Origin of the sequence: Flagellimonas sp. HMM57 (assembly GCF_021390175.1) — a bacterium.
Lineage (GTDB): Bacteria > Bacteroidota > Bacteroidia > Flavobacteriales > Flavobacteriaceae > Flagellimonas.
In genome coordinates this window covers 1,894,157-1,910,409 of sequence record NZ_CP090004.1, presented here as the reverse complement: position 1 = coordinate 1,910,409, position 16,253 = coordinate 1,894,157, and the positions used below count along the sequence as shown (strand labels likewise).

Annotated in this window: 12 protein-coding genes; 3 read left to right on the top strand and 9 right to left on the bottom strand. The window is 40.9% G+C overall.

Going from position 1 to position 16,253, the window contains the following annotated elements; all coding sequences use genetic code 11:
- Positions 1-63 precede the first annotated feature (63 nt).
- From LV716_RS08425 to cobA, 9 genes are all read right to left on the bottom strand, one after another.
- Positions 64-1,521, bottom strand: a complete 1,458-nt coding sequence (locus tag LV716_RS08425) for a rubredoxin (RefSeq protein WP_163417303.1) — start codon at positions 1,519-1,521, stop codon at positions 64-66.
- Positions 1,518-5,051 carry a nitrate reductase gene (locus LV716_RS08420; RefSeq protein WP_163417302.1) on the bottom strand — a complete coding sequence of 1,178 codons (3,534 nt, stop codon included), beginning with the start codon at positions 5,049-5,051 and terminating at the stop codon, positions 1,518-1,520. The genes LV716_RS08425 and LV716_RS08420 overlap by 4 nt, the downstream gene beginning before the upstream one ends.
- A gap of 157 nt (positions 5,052-5,208) precedes the next feature.
- Complete coding sequence (locus tag LV716_RS08415; protein ID WP_163417301.1) at positions 5,209-5,892, bottom strand: response regulator transcription factor; 684 nt, start codon at positions 5,890-5,892, stop codon at positions 5,209-5,211.
- Between the two features lie 100 nt (positions 5,893-5,992).
- Positions 5,993-7,315, bottom strand: a complete 1,323-nt coding sequence (locus LV716_RS08410; protein ID WP_163417300.1) for an alginate export family protein — start codon at positions 7,313-7,315, stop codon at positions 5,993-5,995.
- 29 nt (positions 7,316-7,344) lie between these two features.
- Positions 7,345-8,172 carry an ABC transporter ATP-binding protein gene (locus LV716_RS08405; protein WP_163417299.1) on the bottom strand — a complete coding sequence of 276 codons (828 nt, stop codon included), beginning with the start codon at positions 8,170-8,172 and terminating at the stop codon, positions 7,345-7,347.
- Positions 8,173-8,189: 17 nt separating this feature from the next.
- The gene (locus tag LV716_RS08400) at positions 8,190-9,029 is read right to left on the bottom strand and encodes an ABC transporter ATP-binding protein (RefSeq protein WP_163417298.1); all 840 of its coding nucleotides are present in this window, start codon (positions 9,027-9,029) and stop codon (positions 8,190-8,192) included.
- Between the two features lie 11 nt (positions 9,030-9,040).
- Entirely contained in the window at positions 9,041-10,147 is a 1,107-nt protein-coding gene (locus LV716_RS08395; RefSeq protein ID WP_163417297.1) for an ABC transporter permease, read from the bottom strand.
- Between the two features lie 13 nt (positions 10,148-10,160).
- Positions 10,161-11,552 (bottom strand): CmpA/NrtA family ABC transporter substrate-binding protein, encoded by a 1,392-nt coding sequence (locus LV716_RS08390; protein ID WP_163417296.1) that lies wholly within the window; start codon positions 11,550-11,552, stop codon positions 10,161-10,163.
- A 235-nt stretch (positions 11,553-11,787) separates the two neighbouring features.
- Positions 11,788-12,564 (bottom strand): uroporphyrinogen-III C-methyltransferase, encoded by a 777-nt coding sequence (gene cobA / locus LV716_RS08385; RefSeq protein WP_163417295.1) that lies wholly within the window; start codon positions 12,562-12,564, stop codon positions 11,788-11,790.
- Positions 12,565-12,687: 123 nt separating this feature from the next.
- On the opposite strand from cobA, the gene nirB reads away from it, so the two are divergent.
- The 3 genes from nirB to LV716_RS08370 all read left to right on the top strand — a co-directional run bounded on the left by nirB (position 12,688) and on the right by LV716_RS08370 (position 16,250).
- Positions 12,688-15,189 carry a nitrite reductase large subunit NirB gene (gene nirB, locus LV716_RS08380; RefSeq protein ID WP_163417294.1) on the top strand — a complete coding sequence of 834 codons (2,502 nt, stop codon included), beginning with the start codon at positions 12,688-12,690 and terminating at the stop codon, positions 15,187-15,189.
- A gap of 78 nt (positions 15,190-15,267) precedes the next feature.
- Positions 15,268-15,642 (top strand): nitrite reductase small subunit NirD, encoded by a 375-nt coding sequence (gene nirD / locus LV716_RS08375; RefSeq protein ID WP_163417293.1) that lies wholly within the window; start codon positions 15,268-15,270, stop codon positions 15,640-15,642.
- A 17-nt stretch (positions 15,643-15,659) separates the two neighbouring features.
- Positions 15,660-16,250, top strand: a complete 591-nt coding sequence (locus LV716_RS08370) for a DUF4202 domain-containing protein (protein WP_163417292.1) — start codon at positions 15,660-15,662, stop codon at positions 16,248-16,250.
- Positions 16,251-16,253: the final 3 nt, after the last annotated feature.

The window sequence follows — 16,253 nt, the reverse complement described above, 5'->3', positions numbered from 1 at the left end:
GCCAAATGTAATAAATGTTTGGCTACATTTAGTGGGAACTATAAGGTCAGCCAGTATCCATTACTACAAATCAAGCGTTTTTGCTTGTTCTATTTTCAATTCGGTTTTAATAAACGCATCTTTAGAACTACCACAAACGGAACAAACGTATTCTTCAGGGAGTTTTTCAAATTTTGTGCCTGAATCTATAGCATTTTTGCTGTCCCCAAGACTTTCGTCATAAACGGTCATACAAGATGGGCACTGGTATACTTCGCTTAGCGACATTGTTTTTTCCGAAACTTCGGTTTCTTTATTTTTTGTTGCGCCCAGTTGTTCAAAATATTTTTTACTGAGTTCCATTAGGAGCCCAGGCAATTCAATCTTATCTACATCCTGAGCATAAGAGATATAGTTGTTTGTATTGGGGTCAAAATTTTCAAAATACAACACATTATAGGTGGGTCTTACAGCAAACTCCTTTACAATTTCCGGAGCTTGGTTTTTCTCAATGATCACGGATGAAAAGTGAGATCTCTTCCCCGCTTCATTACTTATACCAAACGTGAGTCCATAAGTACTGATATCATTTTGGTCAAAACTACGTACTAAGAATTTTTTAAGCTCTAGAGCCTCTGTATCGTCAACAGGTAAATGCCAGTTCATTTCCAATTGTGAATGCCTGACATTAATGCCCCATTGTCCAAGAAAGCGTTCCAATTCCGGACGGCTTTTTTGTTTGATGCCTTTCACAATGAAAGACTTCCAAGGGGTAATACAAATCTTTCCAACACTATTGTCCAAACAAAAACCACAAAATTCCTTTAAAAACTCCAAATCATATCTGTTGTTTCTCCAATAGAGCCCCAACCAATATTGATCTAGACCCATACGGTTCATCCCTTCATAATACGGAAACGTTAAATACGGTATTTCCAAAGGCTTGGCGATACTCTTGTTGTTAGTATCTATACGCTGATTGAGCATATAAAAAAGGGTGTCAATGGTATTGGCCTCCGTATAAATGGCCTCAATGGCCTTACAAATTTTCACAATATCCCAGCTGTAAACCAAAACAGGATAATATGCCGCCTTCTCCCAATGCGGTAAGTCCACATGCAAATACCAATAGTCTTCTTGGTCCGAAGCAATAAAATTCAAGTTTCCGCTAAATAGGGGTACCAGACGTTGTTTGGGATCCGTAATATTGATTTTCAACTTAGGTATGTAATCGAACTGTTCCAAAATATAAAGATAGGTCGAACCCTTGAGCCAATAGGTCATCTCAAAAATATCGGCCGATACGTATGAGCAAACAATATTCTGAAAACTTCGGTCCCCAATTACATCGTTACCGAAAGAAGGAGTTAGATTGTCTTCAATATTATTTTTAGTGTCCAAAGGAAAAAGTAGGTCTTGTCTTGAACCAAAATAGACTTCGTTCAATCCTACTGATGTCAGCATGGTAATGCAATCTTTAAGCTCACCAGGGGAAGTCACTCCACCCTTTAAAAATATGCGATATAAGTTGTCATTTTTCATGCTTTTACTGTTTTTACTTCCGTATCAAGTAATGCCTTCACCTCGGGCTTGCAACTACCACAGCCAAGACCCGCTCCAGTTTCGACACATATTTGAGTGAAGCTATCACATCCATTGGCAATTACATCTTTAATATTTCCTTCGCCTACCTGACTGCATGAACAAATGAGTTTACCCTTTAATGGAACCGTATTGGATGTTCCCCTTAGGAGTTCGTCGCGCTTTTCGGAAAGTTCAATTTCATCTTCGATTAACCGTTTAAACTCTGCAAATTCATTTTTGTCTCCCATCAATATGGCTCCTTTTAACGTATCATCTTTAACGATACACTTTTTATAGAACCTTTTGCGCACATCCATCAAAATGATTTCTTCAAATGAACTATCATCGGGTGGAACATTGACCATCCCAATACTGCAAAGATCTAAGTTCTCAAACTTTAAAATGTTCATGAGTACAGAGCCCGAGTACATACTTCCAAGGTCACCTAAAATATAGTTAGCGGCAATGTCGGCTTGTTGCTCTGCAGCAGAAGTGATCCCGAACAAAGAATTTTTGTATTCTGCAATTTCACCCAAAGCAAAAATGTCAGGTCTACTGCTCTGCAGGTACGAATTGACCTCTACTCCTCTACGTGTTTTGATATCCGCGCTTCTTGCCAATTGAATATTGGGTCGTGTACCAATAGCATAAACAATAGCATTGCATGTTATGGTCCGCCCTGTTTTTAATGTCACTTGAAGTGTGTGTTTGCTTTTTTGTTCTTCAAAAACAGTGCTCACTTCACTATCAAAGTAGATTTGAATACCTCTCTCGGTGACGTCTTCGGCCAATAAGCGACTGGCCACGGCATCAAGTTGGCGTTCCATTAGACGTGGCGCACGTTGGATAATGCTGATATTGATATCGATTTTTTTAAGCGATGCTGCCAGTTCTAGGCCCAACAGTCCGCCCCCGACAATAACCACATGTTGTTGGTTGGACGCAAGTCCTGTTTCATTTAAATAATGTTTCAACCTATCCGCATCGCCTCTTTCACGCATCGTGAAACGTCCTGCCAAGTCCATTCGAACTTCATTGGGCACAAAGGCCCGACTACCAGTGGCCAATACGAGAATGTCGTATGAATGTGTTTTGCCGTTATCATCAGTAACTGTTTTTTCCTCGGAATCTATCCGTGAAATACCATTTGAAGGATAAAGATTGACATTCAACCTTTCTAGTTCTCCCCGCTTTAACTTGAGTAAGGACTCCCAAGGCAATTCCTCGTTCACATATTCTGGCAACAGCACCCTATTATAAAAAGGATAGGCTTCTTTTGAAAATACATAGAGGTCGTCGTCCTCATTTTTTTCTCGATATGATTGAATAAATCGATAGGCGGCAGCACCAGCGCCAACAATCACTATTTTTTGTTTTGGTTTTTGATATTTCTCGACCTTGACCGCACAATATTTAAAATCCGGCTCTTTAGAAATGGGATCTATCAAATCGTTCGTCAAGTTATTGGCCCTACTAAAATCGTTGTTCAAGATTTTACCCCAGTGCATGGGCAAAAAGACCACTTTCTCCCGAATATCAAAGTTGATTTTGACCTTTACCCGTACACTGCCCCTTCTACTGGTAACTACCGCAATATCTTCTTCTTTCAAACCATGTAAATAAGCATCTACTTTGTTCATCTCAAGATAAGGTGTGGGAATATGTGTGAGCAAACGTTTGACCTTACCTGTTTTGGTCCGGGTATGCCATTGGTCACGAATACGTCCAGTATTCAATATCAGTGGATATTCAGAATCCGTTTGTTCCGATTGGTTATATATTTTTCTTGGAGCATTAAAATGAGCCTTTCCATTGACGGTGAAATAGTTATGGTCTTCAAATAGCCGTGGTGTTCCTTTGTGGTTTTTATGTGGAACTGGCCACTGAAAACTCCCTTCGTTCTTTAGACGCTCATAGGACAGTCCAGAAATATCAATGTTGGTGCCCTTGGTCATCAAGCAATACTCATCGTACACTTCACTGGCCGAATTGTATTCAAAACTTGGATAACCCATTTCTTGACCAAAGCGCCATAAGATTTCTGCATCGGGCAACGCTTCACCAGGTGGGTCGATTACTTTGGGTAAATAACTGATACGCCGTTCCGAATTGGTCATGGTGCCCTCTTTCTCTAACCAACCTGCCGCAGGAAGCAGCAAATCCGCATATGTTGTGGTTTCGGAACGATGTGAAATATCTTGAACAACAACAAAGCTTGCGTTTTCGAGTGCTGCTTCCACTTTTTTGGCATTGGGCAGACTCACTACAGGATTGGTGCAGATAATCCAAACGGCTTTTAGTTTCCCATTTTTCAATGCATTGAACATTTCTGTAGCGGTAAGTCCTGGTTCTTTCTTTATGGGTTTTCCACCCCAAAATTCCTCCACTTCTTTTCGATGCTTGGGATTCCCCAAATCTCGATGCGCCGCAAGAAGATTGGCCATACCCCCAACTTCTCTACCTCCCATGGCATTGGGTTGCCCAGTAAGCGAAAATGGCCCACAACCTGGCTTACCAATCTGTCCGGTAAGTAATGAAATATTGAGCAATGCCATATTTTTATCCGTTCCGATTACACTTTGGTTCAGCCCCATGGTCCACATGCTAATAAACCGTTTGGAAGTACCAATGAGTTTACCGGCTTTCTTAATTTCTTCTAGAGTAATTCCACATGCCGCCGCAGCTTGTCTAAGTGTCAAGCTAAAAGCACTTTGCCTGCAAGCTTCAAAATTTGAGGTGTGCTTTTTGATAAAGGACGTATCTATTTTTTTGCGTTCGATCAACCATCGCGCAATGGCATTGAACAAAATAACATCGGTACCGGGTAAAATTTGAAGGTGTATATCGGCCAAGGCACATGTCTGCGTTTTTCTTGGGTCTACAACGATTACTTTAATATTGGGATTAGCTTCTTTATGCTTTTCCAATCTTCGGAACAAAATGGGATGACACCATGCAGGATTGGCCCCAGCAATCAAAAAACAATCGGCTAACTCGATATCTTCATATGCTATAGGCACCGCGTCTTCTCCCACTGTTTTTTTATAGCCAACAACAGCAGAACTCATGCACAAACGGGAATTCGTATCAATATTGTTGGTGCCAATAAAACCTTTGGTCAATTTATTGGCCAGATAGTATTCTTCTGTAAGGCATTGCCCAGAGACATAAAACCCAACACTATCGGGGCCATGTTTGTCAATAATACTTTTGAAAACTGCAGCCGCCCGCTTAAACGCAATATCCCAAGTAACCCTTTGTAATGGGTGGTTTCTGCTCCAACGCATCTCTGGATACAAGATTCTGTCACTCGTATCTTGGGCCACATAGTTCAGGTTCTTGCCCTTAGAACAAAGCATCCCTTTGTTTACGGGGTACTCTTCATTTCCAACAACCGATAGTGCTCCACGACTATCTTTGGTTACGGTAATTCCGCAACCTACCCCGCAATAGGAACAAATGGTATCTTGGCTTTCTTTTTTCTGCATAGCAACCTATTTGGTTTTTGCTATTTTTTAAAAAAGAAAAATAGAAAATTACGTAGTAATACGTAGTAAAGATTTCGTAATAGTTAGGCTTTATTCTTGGAGATTGGTAATTCTCGCACGTTTAATTTGTCAATTCCAAATCAGAAATGGAAAATGATTAGACCAACCCAGCTTCTCTAGCTTTTTTAGAAAGCTCAATCAGATTTTTGACTTCCATTTTACGCATCAAGTTAAAACGGTGGGTTTCTATGGTACGTTTGCTGTTTTGCAGCTGCTCCGATATTTCTTTGCTCGTATAACCCGACAAAATCAACTCAAGTACTTGAAGCTCTTTATTGGTTAGATCAAAGGCATTCGCTTTACTACTTTTTGAGAGGTTTACTTTGTTAGCCGCCTGTCCTTGACCAAATAAATTGTTCACCAATACGTTTGAAATATCCCCACTAAAATATTTGCCTCCTTCATCAACAGTTCGTATGGCCTTTATAAATTCGTTCTTATCCGTATCTTTTAATAGATAGCCATTGGCCCCTGCTTTTACCGATTTTAAAATATATTCTTCTGAATCGTGCATCGACAGAATGATGCACTTGGTTTTGGTATTTCGGGCATTCAATTTTTCAACTGCCTCAATACCGCCCATTTCAGGCATTCGAATATCAATAATCAAAATATCAGGTTGTTTCTCTGCTACCATAGCCATGGCCTCAGTACCATTGGATACTTCACCTATCACTTGGAGATTGTTTTCTTCTTCCAATAAGGCACGGATTCCGTCACGCACTAATGCATGATCATCGGCAAGCACAATTTGAATCGCATTATTAAGAACAGTTTCCATTTGAACAAAAATAGCCCAAAATCTGAATTGTCGAAAAAAATAGGTTGCCATGGCATTTAAATGCCATGGCAACCCTTCCTAGTATAATCAATGGTAGTAATTATTTAGCTTTTTTTGCAGTGGTAAAGAGGGTTGGTTTGATAATCAGCATTGCCCATGCCCAGTTTTGGGAACCTTTAAAATCAATCGCTGTTTCTGAACCCAGCCGGGCCGTTTCCAGTTCCTCCAAACCATCAGTTGCAAATAATTGGGAGTAGCCCAGCTTAATCGCAAAGCCATTAAACTTTTGGGTCAATACGATATCCAGTTCATTGCCAAGACTACGTTCCCCACTAGGCGTTTTTTCCATGCCATTAAAGTTCAAAAACTTCGTGAACAAAGTGGTTTTATCACCCAAGTTGAATATGGCACTTGCATGAATGTCCAACAAACCAACTCTGTTGACCCAATTGCCCACGTAGAAGTGGTCCATAAATCCATTGAACTTGTGGTTTGTTCCAAAATGGGGTAAAAAGGCCTCTGTGGCTTCGGTAGTAGTATCATCCCCACTTATCGCCTCGATTCCCAGACCCAATTTGGTTTTTGGGCTTATGGCATAAGTACTCTCCAGACCTAACAGATAGGCACCTTCAATGTCAATGCCATTAAAGAATTTTCCAGTCTGCAAGAATGCATTGCCCTCTAATCCAAATTTTCCTTTCTTATATGTTAAGTGAGTACCCGCGGTAAACGTACTTTGAATATCACTGACTTCCCCTGTATCACCGTCAATTTGTTGAAAACCTAAGTTGGCCAATAACAGGCTTGCACTAAAGTTGTTGAACTTTTTCTTGGCATAAAGGTGTTGCATTGTCTTATACTGGAAAGGATTGCCAGAATTGAATTCGGTTCCAGCATTTTTGAATCCAAACTTAGGTGCATTTTGCGAATCTGAATCTAAATCTTGGTTGAACGCAAAGCCAAGGTCAAACATAAATCCATCTTTTCGATATTTTATCATTGCTAAATCGTGATACCTCCCTTGCTGTGCCCAATCCAGACCACCAAAATAGCGTTGGTCATCATAGGACAAAACCTGACGCCCCAATTTTGTGGACCATCCTTTCCCTAACTGCAATTCTGCCCAAGCTTCAAAAAGACTAAAGGTGTCGTTGGCATCAATCGGGGCCAATTGTGGATTTTCGCCCCAAATTTGAAGGTCTTGAATATTGATATAGATTTCGTAAGAATCCGTTTTATAACCTGCCCCTATACGAGCTCGGGTGTTCGTCACAAAGCCGGCATCGACACCATCTTGTTGTAAGAATTGAAATCCGTTTCTATACTCCGTTCTTGGTCTAAATTGCGCATCCAGTGTAAATTGCGCTATTATTGGGTTAACCGATAGAATAAATAGGAATAAAATAAAATATAGCTTTTTCATAATTTCTGAGTTTACGTTGAGTGAGGTTTTTAATGTTCTAAAAAATCAATTAGATGTTTGCGATAGTTGTAATAGTCATTATGTTCCAAAACTGATTTTCGAGTTCTTGGTCGCTCGAAATCAATATTCAGAATGTCACCGATTTTTGCCTTTGGTCCACTGGTCATCATAACCACACGGTCAGCCAGAAAAATAGCTTCGTCCACATCATGGGTAATCATAACAGCCGTAATTTTTTCCTTGTTCCAGATTTCAATCAAAATATCCTGAAGTTCGCCTCGGGTCAATGAATCTAGCATTCCAAAAGGCTCATCCAGCAACAATACTTTTGGTTTAAAGGCAAAGGCTCTGGCAATACCCACACGTTGCTGCATACCTTGTGAAAGTTCGTTGGCCTTTTTGTTGAAGGCTCCCTCGAGTCCTACTTTATGCAAGTAATATTTGGCAATATCTTTTCGTTGTGTTTTTGTTGCATGTGGAAACACCCGATTAACGCCCAAAAGTACATTCTGCAGGGCCGTCATCCATGGCATAAGGCTTGGGGACTGAAAAATAACGCCCCGATCTGGTCCAGGGCCTTTAACAGGGTTCCCCAATACGGCAATATTTCCACTTGAGATAGGGTTTAATCCGGCAATCATGGAGAGCATGGTAGTCTTGCCGCAACCTGAATGCCCAATAATGGTTACGAATTCTTCTTTAAGGATTTGTAGGTTCAAATGCTCTAAAACCACATAGTCACCTTTTGGTGTCGGATATACCTTTTTCAAATCCCGCAAATCCAACATCACTTTGTCCAACGGAAATGTAATACCATTTTCATGGGTTTTTTCGATTGTTGTTGTCGCTGTGCTCATCTTAAAAAAATTTTACATTAGGCTACAAAGCTTTTTGGACTTAATTCAGGAAGCTCATAGGTGATGGTAGATACCGCTTTTCGTTCTTCACCAATGTCCATCAAGTACTCAATTATGGCGTTTCGGGTTTTTTTGTATTCAGCATTGTCATTCAATGCGGTCTTGTCCCTTGGACGGTCAATATTGATTTTAAACTCTGGTCCCAAAGTAGCTTTCGGGCCCGGTCTTAGAGGGATGATACGGTCCGCCATATAAATACCCTCGTCCACATCATTGGTAATAAGCAGTGCCGTTCGCTTGTCCTTGCTCCAGATGTTCAATATTTCATCTTGGAGGTTGCCTCGTGTCAATGCATCTAACGCACCTAAAGGTTCGTCCATAATAATCATCTCTGGATTCATGGCCAATGCCCGTGCAACTGCCACGCGTTGACGCATGCCTCCGGACAATTCTTTGGGGCGCTTGTTAATGGCAGGTGTTAAGCTGACCATATCCACATAATCGGCCACCCTTTGATCGATTTTAGTTCTGCTCTCTTTAGGGAATGCTTCTTTGACTGCCATAGCTATATTCTGACCCACAGTTAGCCACGGCAATAGTGAGTAGTTCTGGAAAATCACTCCTCTTTCATGGCTCGTATCCTTTACAGGTTCGCCTTTGAACAGCACTTCGCCAGTGGAGGGTTGCAATAGCCCATTGATTAAGTTGACCAAGGTAGTCTTCCCGCTTCCGGTAAATCCAACAATGGCAACAAACTCTCCTTCTTCAATGGACAGGTTGATATTTGTAAGTACCTCGGTGGCGCTTGTACCCTCACCGTATATTTTTCCAATATTGTTGAGCTCTAAATATGCCATGACTTGCGTTTTTATGCTGTAGCGTTTTTGTTAAATGAAACTGCATTTTGAATCCAAAGCATAATCCTATCCAATAGAAAGCCAATTATGCCAATGACGAACATGGCCACAATGATTTTTGAGTTTGAATCATTAGCCCCATTTTGGAATTCTTCCCAAACGAAAAGACCAAGTCCAGGGCTCTGAGCCAAAAGTTCAATCGCAATCAAGACCATCCACGCTACAGAAAGGGTAATACGTAGACCTGTAAAAATTAAGGGAAGCGAAGAGGGCAAGATTACTTTGAAGACTTTTTGAATCGGTCCTAATTTCAACACCTTTGCCACATTGATATAATCTTTGTCCACAGAAGAGACTCCCATAGCCGTATTTACCAAGGTGGCCCACATTGAACATAATCCGACACTGATAAACGAAATCACGAAGGAGTTGTCAGAGCTAGTACCTATCAATAGCGTTTTCACAATCATAAAGACCAACAAGTACCATACTACCGGTGACACTGGTTTAAAGACCTGAATGAACCAATTGATGGCATTCCTTAAGGTATTGCTCAGCCCAATGACAATACCAATAGGAACAGCAATAAAAAATGCCAGTAAAAACCCTGCAAAAACCGTTTTCAAACTGGTCAATACAATATCAATGAACGAAGGTCTGCCAGTGTATACGATGGGTTCTTTTCCCTTTTCCAATCTTTTGGTATTGAGTGCTTCGGTCTTTGCAATGAAATCCAATTTATCTTGTTTGATGATGTAGTGATCCGCAACCAATGTTTTAACCGAAGCCCAGACTTGACTTGGTGAAGGCAGGGTATTGGTCTGACAATCAAGACCGCCCGTGGCAAAACAAGCCTGTAGGGCGTTAGCTGCTACTTGACCTTGATCCTGTAAAGTTTTTTCGACCCTAAAATCGATTTCTCTCTGACGCAAGATGTCCGAGCCTATATGCCAAATTCCAAAAAAGGCCAAGATGGATATCAGCGGGATGATGAGTTTTTTCAGGACGCTTTTAAACTCAAATTTTGGGAGTTTCAACTTCAGTTTTGATACTAAACCCCGCACACCAACGGCCCATTTTATTTGTTCTGCTTTGGTTACTATCACACTTTGCTTCATGGCTTCTAGTAATTTAAAGTGAAGTCTCTTCTTTATTTCCTATTTTGAAGCTATTGATATAGCCAATGGGATCTTTTGCATCGTACGTATTGCCATCAATGAATTCCGATGTGGCTGGTTTGTAGCCATCTGTAGTTGGAATGTCACTTGCAGGAATATGGCCTTCGACCACCAAAAGTTCTGCCGCTTTTCTCCAGATATCTGGACGATAAATATCTTTGATGGTCTCACCGTACCACTCAGCTGGCTTTGACTGAGGAATCTGCCCCCATCTGCGCATTTGGGTCAAAAACCAAATACCGTCCGAATAAAAAGGATAGGTCGCATCATACTTGTAGAATACATTGAAGTCGGGCATGGAACGTTTGTCACCTTTTTCAAACTCAAAAGTACCGGTCATAGAGTTGGCCAACACCTCTTCTGGTGCACCCACATATTGTGACATCGACAATATTTTTACCGCCTCGGCCCTGTTTTCAGGTTCGTCCAACCACTTCCCGGCACGAATCAGGGCCTTAGTGACTGCAACCGCTGTGTTCGGATTTTCTTCAATAAACTTTTTAGTCATAACGAAAACCTTTTCCGGATTGTTCTTCCAGATATCGTAGTTGGTAGTAACAGGCACACCTATCCCTTTAAAAACAGCTTGCTGATTCCATGGTTCGCCCACACAATATCCATAAATGGTGCCCGCCTCTAAGGTTGCTGGCATCTGTGGCGGTGGGGTGACGGATAACAATACCTCGGCATCTATCTGGCCTTGAACATTATCGGCTGTATACATACCAGGGTGGATACCTGCAGCAGCAAGCCAGTAACGAATCTCATAATTATGGGTCGATACTGGAAAAACCATTCCCATTTTAAAAGGCTTTCCGCTATTCTTATAGCCTGTAATAACTGGTTTTAAAGCGTCTGCTTTTATGGGATGTACCGTTTTACCTTCAGAATCCACAGGTACGTTGGATTTCATTTTGGACCAGACGTCGTTTGAAACCGTGATACCATTTCCGTTCAAATCCATAGAAAATGGGGTTACTAATTCTGCCTGTCTTCCAAACCCAGCTCCAGCAGCAATAGGTTGACCGGCCAACATATGGGAACCATCTAATTGTCCATCAATAACACGGTCTAGGACATTCTTCCAATTTGATTGCGCCTCAACGGATACGAACAAGCCTTCATCTTCAAAAAAGCCTTTTTCCTTTGCAATCGCCAAAGGGGCCATATCCGTCAATTTGATAAAGCCGAATGTCAACTGTGGTTTCTCGATCTCCAAGGATACACTTGGCACATCTTTGACTTCGGCCAAATCAGCCGACTTCTTCTCTTTTTTACCACTGCAAGCGGTCAACACTACTGTTATAAGCGCAAGACCGAATAGGTTCTTAATTGTTGATTTCATAATCGTATGTTTAAAAGGTTGTACACTTTCTTCTTCAACAAACATACAGTAATAAATACGTATTTATACTTAGTTATAAAACATTTTAAGTCTTACTACGTATTTTTATGAGGAAAATAATATATGAGATGAAAAAATTAAGACTTCAAAATAATATGTGGATGAAATTGTGAAATCGAAAATGAGTAAACCATGGAAGGTTATAGAAATCACTTATTATTTGTAAAAAGCAAGATTAAAATGAAGAATGCAATACACGTTGCACTTCTTCTTCAAAGAACGATGGGTGCTCCGCCACTACATCTCCAACGACGATTATGCCTGGTTCGGAAAAGTCTACATCGCGAACCATGGCATCAATACCATTTAAGGTGGCTACCATACAAGATTCGTTGTTCAACGTACCGTTTTGTATTAATGCAATAGGAGTAAGTCCACTACGATACTTTCTTATTTCACGGGCTATTCGCGCTATTTTTCGAACTCCCATCAAAATGACCAGAGTTGCTGTAGATTGAGCAGCGAACTCTAAATCTTTAGAAAAATCTTTTTCCTTTTTCGTTGCTGTCACCACCCAAAAACTGCTGCTTGCACCTCTTTTAGTAACGGGTATTCCTTGGCTTGCAGGTACAGCAATGGCACTACTTACTCCTGGTATAACAACAACAGGAATACCGAACGATTCCACATAATCAATCTCTTCGGATGCACGACCAAAGACAAACGGATCCCCACCCTTTAAGCGGACAACATGACCATAGCTTAAGGCATATGTCACCAATAAGGTATTGATTTCTTCCTGTGACGAATAGTGTTTTCCACAACGTTTCCCTACGTATATCTTTAAAGTATTTTTTGGAATTTCTTTCAATAAATCTTTATCTATCAAGGCGTCATATAAAACTACATCCGCACCTTGCAAAGCCTTCAAACCTCTTATGGTTATTAGGTCTTTACTTCCCGGGCCTGCACCCACCAGAGTAACTTTCGGGGTTAAGGGAACTTGTTTCATTTTTACTTTTTGTAAGTTCTTATTGCTGATTTCACAACAAGGGTACGTAATTATTTTGATATAATTATATAAAAAATACGTAATTATACGTAATATTGCTTTGTTCAACTTAATTGAAGTGATATGAAAACTATTCTAGTCATAGGTAACGGAATGGTTGGTTATAAGTTTTGCGAGAAGTTTGTGGCCCAACCCAAGCATGAAGAATTTCAACTTATTGTTTTTGGTGAAGAACCTCGTGTAGCTTATGACCGAGTACATCTGAGCGAGTTTTTTGAGAACGGTGATGCTGAAAAATTGACGTTGGCACCACGTACATGGTATGAAAAAAACAACATCACCCTTTATACAAACGAAAGGGTAACCAATATCCATAGCACCAATAAAACAGTGACCACGCTAAGTGGAAAAACATTTGCTTATGATTATTTGGTCTTAGCTACAGGTTCCGTTCCCTTTGTGCCACCCATAAAAGGGGTTTTAAAAAAAGGGGTTTTTGTATATCGTACCATTGAAGATTTGGAACAGACCATGAAATTTGCTGAAAGCATCAAAGGAGGTAAAGCTGCGGTACTTGGTGGTGGTCTTTTAGGCCTGGAAGCGGCAAAAGCCGTGAAAGATATGGGGCTTGAGCCTCATGTAGTGGAATTTGCACCGCGATTGATGCCACGTCAACTGGATGATGACGGAAGTTTGGCACTACAGACCAAAATGAACGAACTGGGTATTTCGGTACATCTCAACAAAGCCACTCAACAAATTTTGGGCAACGGAAGTATTCAGGGTATGGAATTTTTGGATAACGAACAATTAGCTGTTGATATGCTTATTATCTCCGCAGGTATCCGACCTCGCGACGAACTTGCAAAAACATGTGGGCTGGAACAAGGCCCTAAAGGCGGCATTGTTGTTGACAATACTATGCGTACTTCGGACCCTGATATTTTCGCTATTGGTGAAGTAGCGCTGTACAATAAAATGATATATGGTCTAGTGGCGCCAGGGTATGAAATGGCACAGGTGGCCGTTGATCAAATTCTAGGCGAAAACACCCAAATGAGTGCTTCTATCGATATGTCGACCAAGTTAAAACTAATTGGGGTAGACGTAGCCAGTTTTGGAAATCCGTTCACTACCGATGATGAAGCACATACCATTGTATTTGAAAATAAACTACAAGGAATTTATAAGCGTATTAATATATCCAAGGACGGAAAACTACTATTGGGGGGCATACTCGTTGGTGATGCCGATGATTACAATATGCTTCTACAGTTATATCAAAACAAAATGACACTTCCAGAAAATCCAGAGGATTTAATTCTTGGAGCTAGAGGAGGTGAAGGTTCTGCTGTGGGCAATGTTATGGATTTACCAGATGAAGCCGTTGTATGTTCCTGTGAATCGGTCACTAAGGGAGCCATCTGTTGTTCAGTGATAGACAATGGCAATGAAAGCTTAAAAAGCGTTGCGAAAGCAACCAAAGCGACTACGGGCTGCGGAGGTTGCAAACCAATGGTTTCCGATTTAGTTACTGAAAGTTTAAAATCGTTAGGAAAAACCGTCAAAGTACGTATTTGTGAGCATTTCGACTATTCGCGTCAAGAACTATATGACATTGTCAAAGTTCGTAACATTCAAAATTATGATGAACTATTGGACGCCGTAGGACAAGGGCATGGTTGTGAGATATGTAAGCCCGTAGCCGCTGGTATTTTTGCCAGTTTGTATAATGAAACTGCCAATATGCAACAGACCATTCAAGATTCAAACGACAGGTTTTTGGCCAACATCCAACGTAACGGCACCTACTCTGTTGTACCTCGGGTGGCAGGGGGCGAAATCACACCAAAACAATTGATGGCAATGGGGCGGATTGCACAGAAGTACGATTTATATACAAAAATTACTGGAGGGCAACGTATCGATATGTTTGGTGCCAAGCTTCATGAACTCCCCAAAATTTGGGAAGAGCTTATTGCCGAAGGCTTTGAAACTGGTCAGGCCTATGGCAAATCGCTTCGTACCGTGAAAAGTTGCGTAGGTTCCACATGGTGCCGCTATGGAATGGATGAAAGTGTGAGCTTTGCCATTGAAATTGAAAATCGATATAAAGGCATTCGCTCACCCCACAAAATGAAAGGCGGGGTCTCCGGCTGTATTCGGGAGTGTGCTGAAGCGCGCTGTAAGGACTTCGGATTTATAGCTGTTGAAGGGGGTTGGAACGTTTATGTTTGCGGTAACGGTGGTGCAAATCCGAAACATGCAGAGCTTTTCGCCGAAAAGGTAGATAAAGAAACTGCCATAAAATATGTAGACCGCTTTTTAATGTACTATATCAAAACAGCAGCACCATTGACACGAACAGCGGCTTGGCTGGAAAAACTGGAAGGTGGTATTGCCTATCTTCAAAATGTCGTCATCCATGATTCTCTTGGTATTGCAGAAGAATTAGATGCTGAAATGCAGCGTTATGCCGACACGTATCGATGTGAGTGGAAAGAGGCTGTTGAAAACCCTGAAATTAGGTCACGTTATACACACTTTGTCAATTCAAATGAAGAAGACAATAACATTGAGTTTGTTTCGCTCAGGGAACAAAAAATGCCAAAGGCATGGACTTGATGAAGTACGAGGTACAAAGTGGGAGGTACAAAATTAGAAGTGAGAAGTTGGAAGTACAAATTTAAAAAATGACAAACGATGATGACACTAAATACCTATGAAGCAATGACTGAAGATGAGGTAACTGTTTGGTTTAAAGCAGCACCGGTTTCAAAGTTTCCAAAAAATGGAGGTGCTTGTGTAAAGTACAAGGACAAACAGATTGCCGTATTCAATTTTACACGTAAGGATGAATGGTATGCTTGTCAAAATCTTTGCCCACATAAAATGGAAATGGTACTTTCCCGTGGCATGGTCGGTGAAGATGGGGAGCATCCCAAAGTGGCATGTCCGCTTCATAAAAACACTTTTTCTTTAAAAACAGGTGAAAACTTGAACGGGGTATTGGATGCAATCGCCACATATCCTATCAAAATAGAAAACAACTTTGTGTATCTTGGCTTTTCAGAGTAACGCTTTAAAGTACACAAATGGGAATTTCTACAAAACAGGCCGAAGCATTCCGGCTTTTTGATGAGGCCAATCGCAAAGACCCCAACAGTGAAGTTTTTGAGGGCAAATCCTATCCTAAGGAATTATTGTATGCCCAACGCATGACGGAAACCCTCAATGCTTTTGCTCCTGAAGCTTCTGAAGCATTGCGGCTCACTGCAAGATGCCAACATATCTGTAGGTGGGAGATTCCCCGTGATGCCTATGAAATGAACCGGACAGGGTATCTCAAATGGCGACAGGAGCTCAAGAAATTCCATGCCCAAAAATCAAGGGAACTGCTTGAAATTGCAGGGTATGATAATGACCTTATCGAACAGGTCGAATTTCTGTTATTAAAAAAGCAGCTCAAAAAAAACGAAGAGACCCAAACATTGGAAGACGTCATTTGTTTGGTCTTTTTAAACTATTATTTTGAACCTTTTGCCGCAAAGCATGATAACACAAAGGTCATCGATATTCTGCAAAAGACTTGGCGTAAAATGTCTAAAAAAGGTCAACAAGCAGCGCTTAAGCTTCATTTTTCAGAAAAATCAGCGAATCTAATACAACAGGCGATTACTGCTTAGCCT